The 19,707-nt window shown below is 36.4% G+C and carries 16 protein-coding genes and 1 riboswitch; of the genes, 9 read left to right on the plus strand and 7 right to left on the minus strand.

All coding sequences use genetic code 11. The features are described 5' to 3' along the window. Positions 1-21: 21 nt before the first annotated feature. Positions 22-1,104 carry a polysaccharide deacetylase family protein gene (locus CQ058_RS18135; protein WP_002167040.1) on the minus strand — a complete coding sequence of 361 codons (1,083 nt, stop codon included), beginning with the start codon at positions 1,102-1,104 and terminating at the stop codon, positions 22-24. 505 nt (positions 1,105-1,609) lie between these two features. Here CQ058_RS18135 and CQ058_RS18140 point away from each other — a divergent pair. Further along, on the plus strand, positions 1,610-2,317 hold the full coding sequence (locus CQ058_RS18140) for a hypothetical protein (RefSeq protein ID WP_002191778.1): 708 nt from the start codon (positions 1,610-1,612) through the stop codon (positions 2,315-2,317). A gap of 46 nt (positions 2,318-2,363) precedes the next feature. Here the strand turns inward: CQ058_RS18140 and CQ058_RS18145 are convergent, their stop codons facing one another. Further along, a complete protein-coding gene (locus CQ058_RS18145) occupies positions 2,364-3,560 on the minus strand; it encodes a NupC/NupG family nucleoside CNT transporter (RefSeq protein WP_002191779.1) in 1,197 nt (398 codons plus the stop codon). Between the two features lie 197 nt (positions 3,561-3,757). Further along, positions 3,758-3,859: riboswitch (purine riboswitch) on the minus strand. Positions 3,860-3,979: 120 nt separating this feature from the next. Here CQ058_RS18145 and rlmD point away from each other — a divergent pair. The 5 genes from rlmD to CQ058_RS18170 all read left to right on the plus strand — a co-directional run bounded on the left by rlmD (position 3,980) and on the right by CQ058_RS18170 (position 10,475). After that, positions 3,980-5,356 carry a 23S rRNA (uracil(1939)-C(5))-methyltransferase RlmD gene (rlmD, locus tag CQ058_RS18150; protein WP_002124913.1) on the plus strand — a complete coding sequence of 459 codons (1,377 nt, stop codon included), beginning with the start codon at positions 3,980-3,982 and terminating at the stop codon, positions 5,354-5,356. Between the two features lie 201 nt (positions 5,357-5,557). After that, the gene (locus tag CQ058_RS18155) at positions 5,558-6,547 is read left to right on the plus strand and encodes a tRNA dihydrouridine synthase (RefSeq protein WP_002091313.1); all 990 of its coding nucleotides are present in this window, start codon (positions 5,558-5,560) and stop codon (positions 6,545-6,547) included. Between the two features lie 213 nt (positions 6,548-6,760). Next, on the plus strand, positions 6,761-8,779 hold the full coding sequence (locus CQ058_RS18160) for a GAF domain-containing sensor histidine kinase (RefSeq protein WP_002191780.1): 2,019 nt from the start codon (positions 6,761-6,763) through the stop codon (positions 8,777-8,779). 375 nt (positions 8,780-9,154) lie between these two features. After that, complete coding sequence (locus CQ058_RS18165) at positions 9,155-9,673, plus strand: YehS family protein (RefSeq protein WP_002191781.1); 519 nt, start codon at positions 9,155-9,157, stop codon at positions 9,671-9,673. A 94-nt stretch (positions 9,674-9,767) separates the two neighbouring features. After that, on the plus strand, positions 9,768-10,475 hold the full coding sequence (locus CQ058_RS18170) for a M48 family metallopeptidase (protein ID WP_002191782.1): 708 nt from the start codon (positions 9,768-9,770) through the stop codon (positions 10,473-10,475). A gap of 69 nt (positions 10,476-10,544) precedes the next feature. On the opposite strand, the gene CQ058_RS18175 is transcribed toward CQ058_RS18170, so the two are convergent. Both CQ058_RS18175 and CQ058_RS18180 read right to left on the minus strand, forming a co-directional pair. Further along, positions 10,545-11,240 carry a hypothetical protein gene (locus tag CQ058_RS18175; protein ID WP_002193403.1) on the minus strand — a complete coding sequence of 232 codons (696 nt, stop codon included), beginning with the start codon at positions 11,238-11,240 and terminating at the stop codon, positions 10,545-10,547. A 14-nt stretch (positions 11,241-11,254) separates the two neighbouring features. After that, entirely contained in the window at positions 11,255-12,364 is a 1,110-nt protein-coding gene (locus CQ058_RS18180; protein ID WP_002191784.1) for a mandelate racemase/muconate lactonizing enzyme family protein, read from the minus strand. Between the two features lie 93 nt (positions 12,365-12,457). On the opposite strand from CQ058_RS18180, the gene CQ058_RS18185 reads away from it, so the two are divergent. Next, complete coding sequence (locus tag CQ058_RS18185) at positions 12,458-13,735, plus strand: hypothetical protein (protein WP_002191785.1); 1,278 nt, start codon at positions 12,458-12,460, stop codon at positions 13,733-13,735. On the opposite strand, the gene nhaC is transcribed toward CQ058_RS18185, so the two are convergent. Further along, complete coding sequence (nhaC, locus tag CQ058_RS18190) at positions 13,732-15,153, minus strand: Na+/H+ antiporter NhaC (protein WP_002010164.1); 1,422 nt, start codon at positions 15,151-15,153, stop codon at positions 13,732-13,734. The two genes, CQ058_RS18185 and nhaC, sit on opposite strands and share 4 nt — an antisense overlap. A gap of 289 nt (positions 15,154-15,442) precedes the next feature. Here nhaC and CQ058_RS18195 point away from each other — a divergent pair, with 289 nt between their 5' ends. Both CQ058_RS18195 and CQ058_RS18200 read left to right on the plus strand, forming a co-directional pair. After that, a complete protein-coding gene (locus tag CQ058_RS18195) occupies positions 15,443-16,558 on the plus strand; it encodes a M20 peptidase aminoacylase family protein (protein ID WP_002191786.1) in 1,116 nt (371 codons plus the stop codon). 151 nt (positions 16,559-16,709) lie between these two features. After that, complete coding sequence (locus CQ058_RS18200) at positions 16,710-17,318, plus strand: SAM-dependent methyltransferase (protein ID WP_002029511.1); 609 nt, start codon at positions 16,710-16,712, stop codon at positions 17,316-17,318. A gap of 50 nt (positions 17,319-17,368) precedes the next feature. Here CQ058_RS18200 and ahpF read toward each other — a convergent pair whose 3' ends face one another. Together ahpF and ahpC are read right to left on the minus strand one after the other, a co-directional pair. Then, complete coding sequence (gene ahpF / locus CQ058_RS18205; RefSeq protein WP_002124933.1) at positions 17,369-18,895, minus strand: alkyl hydroperoxide reductase subunit F; 1,527 nt, start codon at positions 18,893-18,895, stop codon at positions 17,369-17,371. A 14-nt stretch (positions 18,896-18,909) separates the two neighbouring features. Next, positions 18,910-19,473 (minus strand): alkyl hydroperoxide reductase subunit C, encoded by a 564-nt coding sequence (gene ahpC, locus CQ058_RS18210; RefSeq protein WP_000924420.1) that lies wholly within the window; start codon positions 19,471-19,473, stop codon positions 18,910-18,912. Positions 19,474-19,707 lie beyond the last annotated feature (234 nt).

Raw genomic sequence — 19,707 nt, forward strand, 5'->3', positions numbered from 1 at the left:
AAATGTATTGAGCTCTAATAGTTATTTAATCGAAGAAGCAAATTGTTCTACAGTCGTTGTATGGTGTATGCGAACACGCTTCATTTTTAACAGCTCATCAGGTTCACCCTTCGTAATGAATTGTCCAGGCTTCGTTGTTGTTGCAAATTGATAGTGTTTCTTTGTTTCTGCGACAACTTTATCATCTACATGACCGAAAGGATAAGCAATTGCGATAACAGGCTTACCTGTTATTTTCTCTAGCTTTTCTTTTGATCCTTTTAACTCTTCATCATAGTTTGTAATTTTCGGCAAGTCTGCGTGTGTTGCTGTGTGAGATTGTACAGAAAAAATACCTGAATCAACCATTTCTTTTATTTCAGATGTAGAAAGAGCTCCTTCTACATCAACGTTATCAACAATCATATATTCTGTTGCCGCTGGTTTAAATGTATCGTCTTTTAGTTTTTGTAAAACATGAAATGCATTCATATTATTTTTCATACCGTCATCAAATGTAACGAAAATCGGCTTGTTTACTTTATTTATATCGCCCCAGCGTTCAAACGTTAACAAAGTATAACCATTTTCTTTTAAATACTTCATTTGTGCTTCAAAGTTAGCAGGCGATACGAATAAATCTTTAATACCTTGTCCATGATAATCATCAATTGCGTGGTACATAAGAACAGGAACTTTTTGCTCGAAAGTAATAGTAGATTTCGTAAGTGGAATAGTTTTTCCGCCCTCTGTTGTTCCTGTAGCTTCAATTTGATATTCACCGCGTTTTCCTTCAAATTCTTTTATATCAAAGGGAAGTGTAAATTGTTGATTTTTCTCTTTAGAAGAAAAGGATTTAGCACTTTCCTTTCCATCAGCAGTGCGCCAAATTTTATATTGTACTTCGGTTAAAGAATCTTTTATGTCTGTAATATGAATATTTGCGTTTGTAGATTCGTGCGTAATTGGATTATAAGAAATTTTACCTTGTTCCCGCACCGTCTCTTCTTGTTTTTTGACCTCTTGTACCTTTTTCTCTTTTTTAGGTTCTTGGCTTACATTGCTAGTATTACAGCCTACTAGAATAGCAGATGTACATAAAGCAATCGCTGCGTATTTTCTCATAAAATCACCTTCTATTGTGTATTATGTTGCATGCTTACATTAAAATCCCCACCGCTATAAGAGAGGTGGGGATATACCCTTGTTCATCATATCATTTTTAGGTGAATGGTAGGTTAGTGACTTTGAATAGAGGTATTCTTGCGTTTCTTATTTGATTTGATAATGATATAACCTACTACAAAAATAAGAGGGATAATGAATACATAGATTGGCATTCCCCATACATAATAGCTTTTCATGCTTAAAACTAGTAAGTGTAAGAAGTCGAAAAGGGCGTGAGCTTTCATAATATCCTCCAATATATTTTTTACAAATTATAACATTGTTCATTTTTAATTTGTATATTTTGGTAAAAAATTTAAGTTGATTTTAAAGTAAGAGAAAGGTTTATTAATATGCAATTTTGCATATGTAGAGTAGTTTCTATTAAAATATCAGGATCTTGGACTATAATAAGAACCGCTATAAATGTAAGTAAGAATGATGTACGGAGTGGAGAACAGAAATGAAATATAAAAAACTAGTATATATCCTTTTCATATCGCTATTCATAGTCGGTTGTCAAAGTGAAGTGAGTAAAGCGAATGGTGTGGAGGAGTATATTCCACCGCACCTTATGAATGCGGAAGTAACGGCGGATATTATGACGATTGAAATGGATCGTGATACCTTAAAAAAAGTAGAGGTTATTGCTAAAAAAATGAGTGATCATGTGAAAAATGATAAAGAGTGGTATGTAAACTACATATCGGGGCATATAGATAAACAGGTGAAGCCATATCATCCTAATTTTGGTATTACAGAAGAAGAATATAACTTTTTTAGGAACGCCGTTGAGAATAGTAGTTTATCTAATACAAGTGATGGAAAACTGCAATTTAAACAAAAAAGTAACCATGAGATAGAAATTGTTTCAAGCAAAAACTTAGAGCTATTTCGAAATATAGTAATTGATACGGAGAAAAATATAGTAAAAACTTCATTTGGAGAATGTCAGTATGTTGGAGAAGAAAAAACATCTTTGGAACAAAAGATAACGGGGCCCTGGCATGGCAAGCAATGGATGCTAAAAGAAGAAAATTTAATTTATATATTTTCTTTGGGTAAGCTTGAAGGAGAGGATAAAACCATTATTGATATTTCAGTAAAAGGTATACACGAAGGAAAACTTATTAGTAAAGAGGAAGTAATTGAATTCCGTTCTATTTCATAAGGAATCAAAAAAATCACCTTACTTAAAAGCGTAAGGTGATTTTTTATTAAATAAACAATCCAGCGATTGTTGCAGATAAAATAGAAGCAAGTGTTGATGCAAATAGCATTTTCCAACCGAATTTTGATACGATGCTTCCTTGTTTTTCAGAAAGGGCACGGATTGTACCAACAATCGCACCAATTTGGCTAATACTTGCGAAGCTAATTAAGAATACTGTAACGATTCCAACTGTACGTGGAGCTAATGTTGCAGTAGCGCCTTTTAAATCAAGGATTGCTACAAACTCGTTTAATACAATCTTCGTACCCATAATACCACCAGCTGGGATAATATCTTGAGTTGGAATACCCATTAAGAATGCGAATGGAGAAAGTATATAACCGAAGATTTGTTGTAAAGTAACAGCATATCCCATTGCACCTGAAGCAGCGCTAATTACGTAGTTTACAACTTCCATAACACCGATAAAGGCAATCATTAACGCAGCAACGATACCAGCTACTTTTAAACCATCAAGCGCACCGTTAATCATAGCGCCGATAAGGCTATCTCCGAATAGGTTTCTATCAAATTTTTGAACCACTTCGTCTTCTTTTTTCGTATCAACTGGTGTTAATAATGAACAAACGATTAAGCTTGAGAATAAGTTTAGCGGAAGAGCCGCTAATACATATTTCGCATCTAACATCATAACGTATGATGCTGTAACAGAGGCAGAAACTGAGCTCATTGCAGAACAACAAATGATAAACATACGGTTTTTATTAAAATGTTGTAAATCATTTTTAATAACGATTAACGCTTCACTTGAACCAAAGAATACAGAATTTACTGCGTGGAATGATTCAACGCGTGGTAAACCAGTAATTTTTGAAAGTGCACCGCCGACAATACGAACGATGAATGGTAAAACACCTAAATAACTAAAGATAGAAAGTAGTGCTGAGAAAAATACGATAATTAGTAATACGTTTAAGAAAAAAACAAAATCTCTTTGAATTCCATTAAAGAGAAAATCGACACCTGTCGTACCAAGTTTAATTAGTTTGTTGAAAACTTTACTAATGAAGATGATAATTTGCTGTCCGATCTTTGTGCCAAACATAAACCAACCGATTAAAATTTGGAAACCAATCATAATAGCAATTGCACGGAAGTTGATTTTACTTCTATTGTTTGACAAAGCAAAGCATAAACCTAAAACGACAAGAATACCGATAATGCTCATTACATATTGCATGTAGTTGCCCCTTTCAGAAGTTCGTATAAAGTTTTTACATAAAACGCTCGTTATATTACTAAAAATAAAGTAATGGAAGTTTCATGTCATACGTAAGATGTCTGACCTTTTTGAAAAATAAAAAAAAGACCCCTATGGATTCACTTTCATCTATGAGAGAAAGCTAATCAATAGGAGTCTTTTTTATACATAGGCTAATATTCATTAGTTTTCCCCATAGTCCAGCAATTTAAGGTTGCCGGGTAGAAACTCTCGATCCATATTATCGACTATATATGAGGTACATCGTCCGTATTAAATTAGTAGTAGCGTAACATTACTAGAGAACTATCGTCAATAGCTTTTTTTCTTCCAATAGAAATAGACCATATAAGTATGATAAAATGTAACGCAGTGTTATGAAAAAGAGAGGTCGGAAAATGAGTATAAAAATGACGCCACCAGTTGAAAAAAACGAGTTTATAGATGTAGTGTTTGAAGATTTAACACATGATGGTGCCGGTGTTGCGAAAGTGAAGGGATATCCTATTTTCGTAAAAAACGGATTACCAGGTGAGGAAGCGCAAATTAAAATTATTAAAGTGAAGAAAAATTTCGCGTTTGGTCGTTTAATGAAGCTTCATCAAGAAAGTCCATATCGTAAAGATGCAGAATGCCCCGTGTACAACGAGTGCGGAGGTTGTCAACTTCAGCACTTAACATATGAAGGACAATTAAAAGCGAAAGAAAAACAAGTACGTGACGTTATGCAGCGCATCGGTGGATTAAGTGATGTTCCTGTTCATCCTGTACTTGGAATGAAAAACCCGTGGGTATACCGCAATAAAGCACAAGTGCCAATTGGAGAACGTGAAGGTGGACTTGTAGCTGGTTTCTATCGTCAAGGAACGCATGACATCATTAATATGGAATCATGCTTAATTCAGGCGGAAGAAAACGATACATTAATTCAAGAAGTAAAACGTATTTGTGAAAAGCACGGTATTTCGGCTTACAATGAAGAGCGTAACAAAGGAACACTTCGCCACGTAATGGCTCGCTACGGACAAGTAACAGGGGAAATTATGCTTGTCTTTATTACACGTACAGCTGAATTGCCAAATAAAGAAGCAATCATTGAAGAAATCGCAGCGAAATTCCCAGAAGTAAAATCAATCGTTCAAAACGTAAACACGAAACGTACAAACGTTATTTTCGGAGACAAAACGACAGTACTGTACGGATCAGAATATATTTATGACTTTATCGGTGACATTAAATTCGCGATTTCAGCACGTTCATTCTATCAAGTAAACCCAGAACAAACGAAAGTGCTATACGATAAAACGTTAGAATACGCAAAATTAAATGGTAACGAAACAGTAATTGATGCCTATTGCGGAATTGGATCAATCTCCTTATTCCTAGCACAAAAAGCGAAAAAAGTGTACGGCGTTGAAATCGTCCCAGAAGCAATCGAAGACGCAAACCGAAACGCAGCACTAAACAACATGACAAACGCTGAATTTGGCGTAGGAGAAGCAGAAGTAGTCATTCCAAAATGGTACAAAGAAGGCGTAATCGCCGACACAATGGTCGTAGACCCACCGCGTAAAGGCTGTGATGAAGCATTACTAAACACAATCATCGACATGAAGCCAAAGCGCGTCGTATATGTATCGTGTAACCCAGCAACATTAGCACGCGACTTAAAAGTGCTAGAAGAAGGCGGATATAAAACACAGGAAGTACAGCCTGTTGATATGTTCCCGCATACGACTCATGTAGAGTGTGTGACTTGGCTTAAGTTGGTATAATAAAAAAGCAGTTGATATAGAAAAATCTATACCATCTGCTTTTTGGTTTATAAAAATACCATTCAGCAACGATTTTAGTTAAAATGAATATTGCTGATTTTCACAAAATATAAATGTCCAAATGTACTTTTGCTATTTGGCTTTATATTTTTAAATTGAGAGTTTGAAATTGTATTCATATTGAGAGGATTTGAATTTGAAATGATAGATAATTTTTGGAATGATTTACCACGACCGTTTTTCGTACTTGCACCAATGGAAGATGTGACAGATGTTGTTTTTCGTCACGTAGTAAGTGAAGCTGGTTGCCCAGATGTATTTTTCACAGAGTTTACAAACTCGGATAGCTATTGTCATCCAGAAGGTATGAAAAGTGTACGTGGCCGTTTAATTTTTACAGAAGATGAACAGCCGATAGTCGCGCATATTTGGGGAGATACTCCTGAATATTTCCGCCAAATGAGTATTGGTATGGCAGAGCTAGGATTTAAAGGTATCGATATTAATATGGGCTGCCCTGTACCGAATGTAGCATCAAGAGGAAAAGGTAGTGGCCTTATTCTACGTCCAGACGTTGCGGCAGAACTTATTCAAGCAGCAAAAGCGGGCGGACTACCTGTCAGCGTAAAAACACGACTTGGCTTTAAAGAGTTAAGTGAGTGGGAGGATTGGCTAACGCACATTTTCAAACAAGATATTGCGAACCTTTCTATTCACTTACGTACAAGAGAAGAAATGAGTCAAGTAGATGCGCACTGGGAACTAATTCCGGAAATTAAAAAATTACGTGACCGTATCGCACCAAATACGCTAATAACAATCAATGGAGACATTCCTGATCGTCAAACTGGAATGGAACTTGCTGAAAAATACGGTATTGATGGCGTTATGATTGGACGAGGTATCTTTAAAAATCCATTTGCTTTTGAAAAAGAGCCAAGAGAACATAGCAGTAAAGAACACCTTGATCTTCTAAGACTACAGCTTGATCTTCAAGATCAATATGCAGAAGTACTACCACGCTCAATCACAGGGCTTCATCGCTTCTTCAAAATTTATGTAAAAGGATTCCCTGGAGCTGCTGAACTAAGAAATCAATTGATGAACACGAAATCAACTGATGAAGTGCGTGCGTTGCTTGATAAGTTTGAGGCGAGTGTTGATAAGGATGGAGATAGTGAAACAGTGTAACTTTTGAAAGTTAGAGGGATAGGGTGTAGCGATTTTATGAGTGTTTGTTCCATTTTAATTAAGGTGAACCGTATCATAAGTAAGTGAGGTATTCTATGTAAAACACGGGTAAGAAAAGAATACAGGAGAAAATTGAAAATGGCAGGTTGGTCTTGATTTTCACTGATATTATCATGTTTATTTTATTATGCCTATAACTTGGAGGCTATGTGAATGTTAAGTGATCAGACGAGATATTCTAGGCTCGCGAATATAACAAAAATAATAAATACAAAATTAGAACTACGTGAAGTATTGCAGCGTGTAACAATGGCGATATCAGAGGAGATTGTTAGGTGCAACGCTGTTGGAATTTATTTACCCCAGGAAGATGGAACATTTAGAGGGTTTGCAGGGAAACCAGAGACCATAAATGGCGTAACGCTCGATACTCAGGTAATTGATCCTGAAATAGACTTACTGGCAAAAGAAGTTATTGAAACAAAAAAAACCATCTATATCCCTGATACCTCAAAGGATCATCGGCCGGATCCGAGACCAGTTGATGCGTTCAAAATTAAGTCCTTATTAGCCTTGCCTATCTCATTTGGGCAAGAGTTATTTGGTCTGGTTTTTTTATTTGATTATGGAGCTCCAATGAACTTAACAGATTCAGAAATTCAAAGTGTTGAAGCTTATGTAAATATGGCTGCGGTCGCAATTCAAAACGCAAATAATTTAACACAAAAGGAAAACCTTATTGCCGAGAAGCAGCTGTTACTAGATGTTACCCGTGATTTATCAATGTGTTCCTCGATACAGGAGAGTTTTGATAAATGTTTTTTTTACTTAGGACAGATTTTAGAGAGTAAAAACATGGCTGCCCACCTTTTAGACCCGATAGACAAAACAACGATTAAAACAACGAAGTTAAGCAAGGACTGTGATTGGACAGAAGCGGATTGGATGGAGAAAAGCTATGAAGCCAAGATCCAAGAGGTTATTCAAGCAAAAAATATAGATAGTAAGGGTCTACTGATGATTCCATTGGTTTCAATGGGAGAAGTATTAGGGGTAATCGTCGTGGACAAAGAGGGAAAAGCTCACAATTACGATAATTCCCAAATTCAACTGGCAAAATCTATCGTTGATGCCACAGCTCCTACGTTTTCAAACTTGTTATATATGGATCAACTTGAAAGCATGGTGGAAGAGCGAACGAGAGAACTAGCTACTGCTAGTGAAAAAGTTACAAGTGTGATTGAAATTATTACGGATGGATTCTTTACTTTGAATAATAAATGGGAATTCACGTACGTAAATAAGCATCAATATTTTCCACAAAGAAAAACAGCAAAAGATGTATTAGGTAAGAATATATGGGAGGTTTTCCCGAGTAGCGTCGACGCAGTTATGTATAAGGAATTTCATCGTGCAATGTCAGAGCGAATTACAGTTCATTTCGAATTTTTTTCTATCTCTGATGAATATTGGCACGAAGTTATTGCATACCCGTATGATGATGGTATTTGTTGTATTTTTAAAAACATAACGGAAAAAAAGCAATATGAGCAGGAATTGAAAAGGTTATCCAACATAGATTTAATAGGACAAATGGCAGCAGGTATCAGCCATGAGATCAGAAATCCAATGACAACAGTACGAGGGTTTTTGCAGTTATTAAAAGAAGAGCACACCTATGAGAAACATAATAAGTACTTTAAATTAATGATTGAAGAACTTGACCGTGCCAATTCTATTATTACTGAATTTCTCTCAATCGGTAATACAAGGAAATCGGATTTGCAGATGTTAGATTTAAATTCAATTATCCACGATATTATTCCTTTAATAAAGATTGATACGTATAATCAAAATAAATATATTCAAGTCGATACAAATGACATTCCGGAATTACTTTTAAATCGTAATGAGATACGGCAATTATTAATAAACCTATACCGTAATGGCTTAGAAGCGATGAGCACAGGGAAAATTCTAACCATTAGCACCTACAAGGAATGTCAAAATTGTGTGGTGCTTGCAGTGCGGGATCAAGGAAAAGGTATCAGGCCTGAAGTATTAGAGAAACTGGGTACTCCATTTTACACGACCAAAGATAATGGAACTGGATTGGGATTAGGCATATGTTATGCCATTGCTGCCCGGCATAATGCGAAAATAGAAATTCAAACAGGCTCGGAAGGCACTACCTTTTTTGTTAAATTTAATTATGAAAATAATGAACAATAACCTCATTTAGATTAGTTACGGTGAACCGTACCACAAATAAAAAGGAAAACCTAAGTAAACACAATCAATATATTTCACCTGAATTTTGCGTAACATTCATGTTTGAGTTGCCCACTAAAGTAGAGTTGCATAAAAAGAAATGGACTAACCTATATCAGGTTAGTCCATTTTTAAGTGTGTTAATTAATAGTAAATCCCCATCCGTAATTTTGCGCGATTATCCCATCCTTTTTGCTGTTTTAAAATCATCCCCAAAAGCATTAATCCACCTAAGACTACAAAACCTACCTCTAAAATGTTAAAGTAGTAACTTAACGATATTAATTTATACATGCTAAAAGCATTACTATAATCAACATTTCAGGAGGAAATACAATGGCAATGAGCAACAACGATATATTAAAAAGAGTAAGATACGCTTTAGATATAAAAGATATAGATATGGTGGAAATCTTTAAACTTGGCGGGATGGAAGTAACGAAAGAAGACGTAGTTGATATGCTTACAAAAATAAAGAAATCTCCTCAGCATGAGGCTGAAAATGATGATGTAATCGAAGATGAGTACGTATTAACATGCGACATGATGATGCTAGAGGCATTTTTAAATGGATTTATTACTTTAAAAAGAGGGAAGCAAGATCCGAAACCAGGGCAACCGGCACCTGTACAGAGCAAGGAGAGTGCCAATAACCTTCTTTTAAAGAAAATGAAAATAGCACTATCTTTAACGAGTGAAGATGTGCTTGATATATTAGACAGCGTAGGAGTTATCGTAACAAAAGGAGAATTAGGCGCTTTATTAAGAAAGAAAGGCCATAAGCATTACAAAGAGTGCGGCGATAGATACGCAAGGAATTTCATTAAGGGATTGGCTGTAAAGTATAGAGGGTAATAAGTTTGTTAAAGCAGTAAATGATATAATAGGTAGAGTAGGGCGTTTGTGTCCTATTCTTTTTTATTTGTAAAATAATACACTAGGTGATGAAATGGTACATACATATTTAGGTGAGACAATTAATTTTCATATAACTTATAAGAAGAAAAAGTCGGTGCGTCTTTTTGTAGATTCGTACGGAAATGTGGAAGTGCAAGCTCCAAAGGGAACGCCTGTTGAATACTTAGTCCAATTGTTAGAGGAGAAATGGGATTGGATTCAGAAAACACGTAAGGAAATGCAGGAGCGAGCGCTTGGTCCACAGGAAAAGGATTATGATCAAGGCGAGGGCTTTCTGTATTTAGGGAATACGTATCCGATACAGATTTCTCAAGATGCAAGTATTACACAGGACAATGCAGTTTTTGAAGGGGATAAGCTACATATTTATGTGAATGAGCTTAAGGATGAGAAAATACAACAAGCTTTAAAACGATTTTACTATAAGCAGTGCAAAGCATTAGTAGAGAAGAGTATTAAAGCACATCAAAGTAACTTTAAAACAAAGCCGCGTTCTATTCGTATTACAGATAGTAGTCGTACGTGGGGAACTTGTGATTCGAATTTACAGTTAACATTCAATTGGAAGTTAGCAATGGCACCTCAGAGGGTAATTGATTATGTAGTTGTTCATGAAATGTGTCATATGGTTCATTTAAATCATGATCGTTCTTTTTGGCGTCTTGTTGGGAAGATAATGCCTGATTATAAGGAAATGGAAAACTGGTTAGCGTTATCTAGTTGGAAGATGATGGTTTAGTTATTACTTTAGATTGTGGAATGAAATAAAGTAGAACCCTAATGAATTAGGGTTCTCTTTGTACATAGATTATCGTCCAAACTTCACAGTGAAAGTATCGTCTATTCTCTCCATCGCATACCCACGATACCCCTCCGAAAGCAACGCCTGCTGTCCACCAGCATCACTCATCGGAACGCTCTTAACATCGGACCAATCTCTTTTCTTATCCCCACGCAATTCCTTCACAAAAACATACCGCATACTCCCGCCATACTTCTCCTTCAATGCAACAATTTCCATACCTTGCGCGAACTTATCCTTTAAACTAGGAATGTTAAAAGGTGCAACGGTGCAGCAAACATAGTCGTACTGGCTGTCTTCTTTTTGTAATTCATCCATGATAACTGTGGCTAATATTTTTTGCATGCCATTTCCTCGGCAGTTTGGATGAACGTTTGAGATTTCTTGATAGATGACGCGGTGTAGCTGACTTTCTGGTAGACCAATATCAAGCCCTAAATGTTCATCGTCGATAGGAGGGACTAGTAGGGCACGAAATGCGATGAGCTCGTTTTGTATAAACGCACCGATCATCATGCCATTTCCTTCTAGAATGTATTGAAATTCTTCTAGCAAGAGTGGTTGTAAACGACCTTTATCTTCTAGCGCTTCAACTATAACGTTTTGTAATGATAAAATTTGTTCCATATGTTCTAAAGATAGTAATGTAACGTGAAATGAATCGTTGTTTTGTTTTAATTTTCCTTCGTAAAGAATCGTCATGCGTTAGTCCTCCTTTAGCGTACAACGTCTTGAAAGACGGTTAATTCTTGTAATGTATTTTCGTTTATTTCAATGCCGAGTCCCGGCTTTTCGTTTAAGCGAATAAATGGTACGTCGTAATGTAAGTTTCCGATGTCTTTCGTGAATTTTAATGGTCCTGTTAGCTCGACGCTAGTAATGATTTTTTTTGAGAAAGCGACATGGAATCCTGCGGAAGAGGCAACAGATGATTCGACCATGGATCCAACTTGGCATTCAATGCCTGCCATTTCAGCTTGATGAGCGAGTTTTACAGCTGGATATATGCCGCCGCATTTCATTAGTTTTATATTCACTTTATCAGCTGCGTCTAATTTAATAATTTGGCGCATTTCACGAGAGCCTTTTAGTCCTTCATCAATCATAAGCGGAAGATCTGTTTTCGAACGAATGTGAGCCATTGCGTCAATATCGTCTGCGACAACAGGTTGCTCAATCCAATCGATGTTTAAATGACCTAATGAACGAAGTGCCGTTAATGTGTTGGCGCTATTTTTCCATCCTTGGTTTACATCAACGCGAATCGCAATATCATTTCCTACACGTTCACGTACCGCTTCAATTCTTTTTACATCTTCTTTTACATTCGTACCGACTTTCATTTTGAAAGATTGGTAACCTTTTTGAATCATGGAAGCAGCTTCTTCAGCCATGTCTTCTGGATCGGCGATACTTAAGACGTGAGTGACAGGAAAGTCTTCATGGTAGCGTCCTCCAATTAATTGATATACAGGTTGATTTAGTTTTTTACCCAGTATATCAAAACAAGCGATATCAATCGCAGCTTTCGCAGTAGGAATACCGTAAATTGTATTGTCCATCATATCGTGTATTTTTTCGATATTCATTGGATTTTTCCCAATTAGAGCAGGAGCTAGTGTATGTTTTAAAACATGGAAAGTACTTTCCCATGATTCACCTGTAACGTGATCATCAGCAACGCCTTCACCGTAACCGATAATGCCTTCATCTGTTTCCATTTTGACGATAATAGAAGGCATATCAGAATAAGAACCATAACTAATAACAAACGGATCGCGAAGTGGTAAACGAATTGCGTAAAGATGAATAGCTGTAATTTTCATTGAATAAAGACCCCTTCCTGTTTACAATGGTTTTGTACATTTGATATAGTTGACGTTAAATAGTCGTTAATTAATGATAAGGAGTTAGAGAAAATGATGATAAAAATTGCAGTTGTCGGTTCAAAAGAGTTTATGGAGAATCTTTTACCTATTGCTCATAAACTAGAAGAAATAGAGATTGATCCATATATTTACCTTCATCCGGCAGAATCTTCTGAACTATTAAAGCGTTTAAAACCTTGTGATGCTATCTTTTTCTCGGGTGCCCTACCTTATTATATGGCAAAAGAAATAAGAGAACAATTACCAATTCCAAGTGTATATTTGCAGCAAGACGAGACAACTGTCGCATCTTCACTCCTTTCTATAATATACCATCAAAGTATTCAACCTCATAAAATTTCAATTGATTTAGTAGATCGTTCGTTTATTACAAATGTGTTCCATGACATCGGTCTGAAAGAAACGCCGCAAGTGATGGATTATGAAAATATGTTATGGAGTAATGATGAAATTAAGAGAATCATTGATTTTCATTTAGCTAAATATCAATCTGGAGAGGTTGATTTAGCTTTAACTAGTATTCACGCTGTCTACGATGAACTTCAAAAAATAGGGATTCCTTCAGAGCGTATGATAGATCCAACGCAATCAATTATACATGGGTTAAAAGATGCAAAAATAAAAGCTGAGTTAGCAAAAAGCCATTCAGCTACTGTTGGTGCTTGTATTATATCCTTTATAGAGTTACAAGAAAGCTCGCTTGAACAATTAAATGTAATTTCAAAAAAATTACGTGGTTCATTTAAACAAGTTGATGAAATGACTTTTATTTTGTATACAACTCGTGGTGATATTGAATTGAGTATAAAAACAAATACGATATATCGTTTATTTATGAATATAGAAGGCGCAGTATCTATTGGATTTGGTTACGGAAAAACAGTAAATGAAGCGGAACAAAATGCAAAAATCGCTCGAGGTTTCGCAAAGAATAATCCGATAGAAAGCTGCTTTTATATACTAACAAGTGATAAAGAATTATTTGGTCCGTTCCCGAAAGAACAGAGAGTACAAAGATTAAAAAACGATAATCCTGAATTAATGAAAATAGCGAAGGAAACGAAGCTTAGTCCTGCAAACTTGTCAAAAATTATTCAGTTTAGTCAATCGCATCCATCATTGAAATTTACAGCGGCGGATCTTTCTGAGTACTTACAAGTGACTCGGCGATCGACGGAAAGGCTGTTAAAGAAATTAGTTGATTACAGATATGCCAATATTTGCGGCGAGGAAATGCCCTATCAACAAGGGCGCCCTCGTGCAATATATGAGCTAAATTTACCGTTGTATTCGTTTCAAAAATTTTAAGCTTCTAGTTGTGCTTTTTGTTTTTTCAGTAGGTCTGCTTTTTCAATATCAGATAGCTTCGTAATTGTGAAGCCAGTTATACCATAAATGATTGAGATAATAGGTACGATGAAATTCAATATAGCATAAGGAGCATATTCGAATGCACCGACTCCAAGTGTTGCGAGTATAAATACACCACATGTATTCCAAGGTACGAAAACAGAAGTTAATGTTCCACCATCTTCTAATGCTCTGGATAAATTTTTAGAATGTAGTCCTTTTTCTGTGTACGCATTTGCATACATTCTTGAAGGAACAACAATCGAAATATATTGTTCAGAGCAAGTAAGATTCGTTGCAAAGCAAGATGCGATGGTAGAAGCGATAAGTCCTTTTGATGATGTCGCTAATTTTAAAATTTGATTTACAATTGAGCGAAGAATGCCAGTATGTTCTAGTACTCCGCCGAAAGTCATAGCGACAATTGTCATAGAAACTGTATTCATCATAGAGCTTAAGCCACCGCGGTTAAATAGTTCATCTACTAGCTTGTTTCCAGTGTCTATGACAAATCCACTTTGGAGTGCACCGACAGCTGATGAGACAGAGCCACCTTGAATAAAGACTTGTGATAAGAATCCTAAAATAACACCTACGAGAATAGCTGGTATAGCAGGGACTTTTTTAGCGACCAATACCATAACGACTACGGGTATAATTAATAGGAAAGGCGAAATAACAAAGTTTTGTTGCAATACTTGTAACGTTTGATCGATGCTTTTTGCATCGATATTGTTATCGCCGAAGCTTCTTCCTAAGAAAGCATAGACGATAAGAGTAATAATTAAACCTGGAATTGTAGTAAATAACATATGACGAATATGTGTGAATAAATCTGTATTTGTTAATCCCGCTGCTAAGTTTGTCGTGTCTGAAAGCGGTGACATTTTATCGCCAAAATAAGAACCGGAAATTATAGCGCCAGCAACCATTGGAGCTGGGATTCCCATACTTAGGCCAATTCCCATTCCAGCAACACCGATTGTTCCCATTGTAGACCAAGAGCTACCGATTGCTAATGCAACGATAGAACAAATAATTGTAATTGAAACTAAAAATAGTGATGGAGTTAAAAGTTTTAAGCCGTAATAAATCATAGTAGCGACGATTCCGCCGCCAATCCAAGCACCGATCGTTAAACCTACAAGAATAATGATAACGATAGCGGGTAATGCAAGGCGAATTCCTTTATACATCGATTCTTCAATGTCATTCCATTTGTAACCGTATCGCCAAGCGACGATCGAAGCAACGGTTGTACCGATAATAAGTGGGACGTGAGGGCTTTGTTCTAATACAACAATTGTAACCATCATAACTGCAACTGTAATGATAATAGGGATTATTGCTATGCCAAAAGGTATTTCTCTTTTCATAAACTGCCTCCTCATTATGTATGTTTGTATTTTTAGAATTGTCGCAAAATAGACGTTATTAAGTTATAATAACTAAAAATAGATGTAAGCGTCAATATAAAAACAGAAAATATCGAATCTTCTATTTGTATGGATATCTTTATAAGATGAGTTGAAATCGGGTATTAACGGTATTAAAAAATAAACAATTGACTTTTTTCTTAAAATTCAATATGTTCATAAAAACATCTGTTTTTCATAAGTATAATTAATCTGAATGGTTTGTAATTAGGGGAAGGAGAATGAAGCTTTGAAAACATTAGAACTACAAGAGCGTTTAACTGAAATTTTTCAGCATTTACATGAAAACCCTGAAGTAAGCTGGAAGGAATATGAAACGACAGCTTATATTACTAACTTTCTAAAAGAAGAAGGAATTTCATATAAAATATTTGATGATTGCCCTGGCGTGATTGCTGAAATCGGAAGAGGGAATCCAGTTATCGCGATTCGTGCTGATATGGATGCACTATGGCAAGAAGTAGACGGAGAATTTAAAGCGAATCACTCGTGCGGCCACGATGCTCATATGACAATTGTGATGGGCCTTATTTTACAATTGAAAAATATGAGATGGGATAGTGGTACTGTTAGATTTATTTTTCAGCCGGCAGAGGAAAAAGGAAATGGTTCCTTAAAGATGGTAGAGAAGGGCGCCGTGGATGATGCTGATTTCTTATTTGGTGTTCATTTAAGGCCGATTGAAGAACTGCCTTTGAAACAAGCAGCCCCATCTATTCGTCACGGAGCTGCAGCATTTTTAGAAGGGATGATTCATGGAGATGATGCACACGGTGCACGCCCACATCAAGGTATAAATGCAATTGATGTCATTTCGATGATCAATATTGGATTGAAAAATATATGGTTACCGCCGCAGACGTCTTATTCTGTTAAGATGACGAGATGCCAAGCTGGTGGTGATAATCTAAATATTATTCCAGGTAACGGGCACTTTAGTTTAGATGTAAGAGCAGAAAATAACATATTACTAGATGAATTGAAGCGAAGAATAGAGCAAGTAATTCAGTCAGCTGAATCAATGGGATCTAAACTTTCTTATGAGTGGATTGATCTCGCACCAGGAGCTGAAGTGTCAGAAGAAGCTGAGCGTTTCATGCGGAAAGGCATTCTTGAAGTGTACGGGGAAGAGGGATGTACTGGACCACTGTATACGACAGGAAGCGATGATTTCCATTACTATACAGTGAAAAGACCCCATTTAAAAGCTGTCATGCTTGGACTAGGGGCGAACTTACAACCTGGATTACACCATCCGTATATGAAGTTTGATCATAGCTGTATAATGGATGGAGTAGAAATATTGAAACGAACTGTATTGAAAGTATTAGAAGACAGGGGCTAGAAAGCTCCTGTTTTTTTGGTAGGAATTTGTTGTTAAGTCGATATATTTGATTTCGCGATAATATAATTTCACGTACCAATTAATTTGATAAAAATGAGCATTCAGTACGTGGTGTATAATAATAGTAATATTTCTTAATAGGAGCAAACGAATGAACGAACAATATTACGATGCTGTATTAAATATAAAAACTGTCGGCGAGCAAAAAGGATTTAATAAGTCTATGCATTATCACCGTTATGAACCGACGCCATATAGCGGGTTAGATGAGTTATTGAATCAATATGAAATAACAAGTAGCGATCGAATTGTAGACTTTGGGTGCGGAAAAGGGAGATTGAATTTTTACATGCACCATAAGTGCGATGCATTAGCGGTTGGAATTGAAATGAATGAAGAGTTTTATAAAGAAGCAATGGATAATCGTGATCGTTATGCGCGAAAAGTGAGAAACAGTAAAGATAAAATTCGGTTTGAATGTTGTTTAGCGCAGGAATATGAGATTGATCCGCGTGATAACCGGTTTTATTTCTTCAATCCATTTTCTGTACAAGTGTTTATGAACGTAGTAAATAACATTTTGCTTTCAGTAGAAGCGGTGGAGAGAGAAATTGATATTATTTTATACTACCCTTCTGAAGATTATATTTTCTTCTTGGAGAATCAGACTGCATTTGAATTGAAGAAGGAAATAAGATTACCGGGTGCTTATGAGAAGAATGGGAATGAGAGATTTTTAGTTTATACATTAGGATTATAAAAAAAGCAGGTGCCTTGGCACCTGCTTTTTTTAAACTCACGTTTATATAATTAGTTACGGATTAAGTAATCAAATGCACCTAAAGCTGCATTCGCACCTGAACCCATAGAGATGATGATTTGTTTGTACGGATTATTTGTACAGTCACCTGCACCAAACACTCCTGGTACGTTTGTAGCGCCGTGCTTGTCTGTTACGATTTCACCGCGAACGCGTTCAACTGTTTCGCCTAACCAGTCTGTGTTTGGCACAAGACCGATTTGAACGAATACACCTTGTAATTCAACATGGTGTACTTCTTCAGTTTCACGATCGATGTAAGAAATACCGTTTACTTTATCAGTACCAGTGATTTCTTTCGTTTGAACGTTTTTCAGAACAGTTACGTTTGGTAAGCTGTTAAGACGTTCTTGTAATACAGCATCAGCTTTTAATTCTGGCATGAATTCAAGAACAGTTACGTGCTTAACAATACCTGCTAAGTCGATAGCTGCTTCAATACCAGAGTTACCACCGCCGATAACCGCTACATCTTTTCCGATGAATAATGGACCGTCACAGTGTGGGCAGTATGCTACACCTTTGTTTTTGAACTCAGCTTCACCCGGTACGCCAACATTACGCCAGCGAGCACCTGTTGAAACGATTACGCTCTTACTTTTCAGAATAGCGCCGTTTTCAAGTTCCACTTCAATAAGTTCTTTTTTCTCTAAACGTTTCGCACGTTGTAGATTCATTACATCGATGTCGTATTCTTTTACGTGCTCTTCAAGGCTTGCTACTAGCTTAGGACCTTCAGTGCGTTTTACGCTGATGAAGTTCTCAATACCCATAGTATCCATTACTTGACCACCGAAGCGCTCAGCAACGATACCAGTGCGGATGCCTTTACGTGCTGCATAAATTGCTGCACTTGCACCAGCTGGGCCGCCACCAACAACAAGAACATCGTATGGATCTTTATCAGAAAGCTCTGATGCATCTGGACCGTTACCCATTTTAGCTAAAATTTCTTCAAGTGTCATACGACCGCTTCCGAAAGATTCGCCATTTAGGTAAACAGTTGGTACTGCCATGATGTCTTTACTTTCTACTTCCTCTTTAAATGCAGCGCCATCAATCATAGTATGTGTAATACCAGAGTTTAGAACGCTCATCACGTTAAGAGCTTGTACAACATCAGGACAGTTATGACAACTTAGGCTGATATAAGATTCAAAATGATATTCGCCTTGAATGTTTTTGATTTGATCGATTAATTTTTGTTCAACTTTTGGAGCACGTCCACTAACTTGTAGTAAAGCTAACACTAATGAAGTAAATTCGTGTCCTAATGGAATACCAGCGAATACGACACCAGTGTCTTCACCAGGGCGATTTACGCTAAAGCTTGGTGTTCTCTCTAGTTCAACTTTTTCTACTGTAATCTTAGATGACATAGTAGCTAATTCATCTACTAGAGATAACATATCTTTAGATACGTTATCGTCTCCTGCGCTTACTTTAAGTAAAATATCGTTCTCCATTAACTGAAGGTATTGGGATAGTTGTGTTTTTATATCTGCATCTAGTATCATTTTGATCGAACTCCTTAGATTTTGCCTACAAGGTCAAGGCTTGGTTTAAGTGTTGCAGAACCCTCTTGCCATTTAGCTGGGCAAACTTCACCTGGGTTGTTACGTACGTATTGAGCTGCTTTAATTTTGTTAACAAGGATGCTTGCGTCACGGCCGATACCGTCAGCATTGATTTCCATAGATTGGATAACGCCGTCTGGATCGATGATGAATGTACCACGAGCAGCAAGACCTTCTTCTTCCATTAAAACGTTGAAGTTTGTAGTGATTGTGCGAGTTGGGTCACCAATCATAATGTATTCGATTTTGCCGATAGTTTCTGAGCTATCATGCCATGCTTTGTGAGTGAAGTGAGTGTCTGTAGATACAGAGTATACTTCAACGCCTAAGTCTTTTAGAGTTGCGTATTGGTTTTGTAAGTCTTCAAGTTCAGTTGGACAAACGAATGTGAAGTCTGCTGGATAGAAACAAACTACGCTCCATTTTCCTTTTAAACTTTCGTCAGTAACTTGGATAAATTCTCCATTATGGTAAGCATTAGCTTTAAACGGTTTTACTTCTGTGCCGATTAATAACATATTAAAATTCCTCCTAAAGGTTGGTTTTGAGCATCGGAAATTAGTTTGCTCATAAAATATATTTTTTAATTAACTATAATAATTCTAATTCGATATTAATTATCATATAGAAGTGGTTATTTTGTCAAGAGAATAAACCAACTTTATACCAATTTAATTAATATTTATTCTCAATTAAGGCTGCTAGGGAATTAAAAGGTAATTTTCAAGTCATAAATTTTCAATGAGTATTTG

The sequence above is a fragment of the Bacillus sp. MYb56 genome (assembly GCF_002976445.1).
Taxonomy (GTDB): domain Bacteria; phylum Bacillota; class Bacilli; order Bacillales; family Bacillaceae_G; genus Bacillus_A; species Bacillus_A mycoides.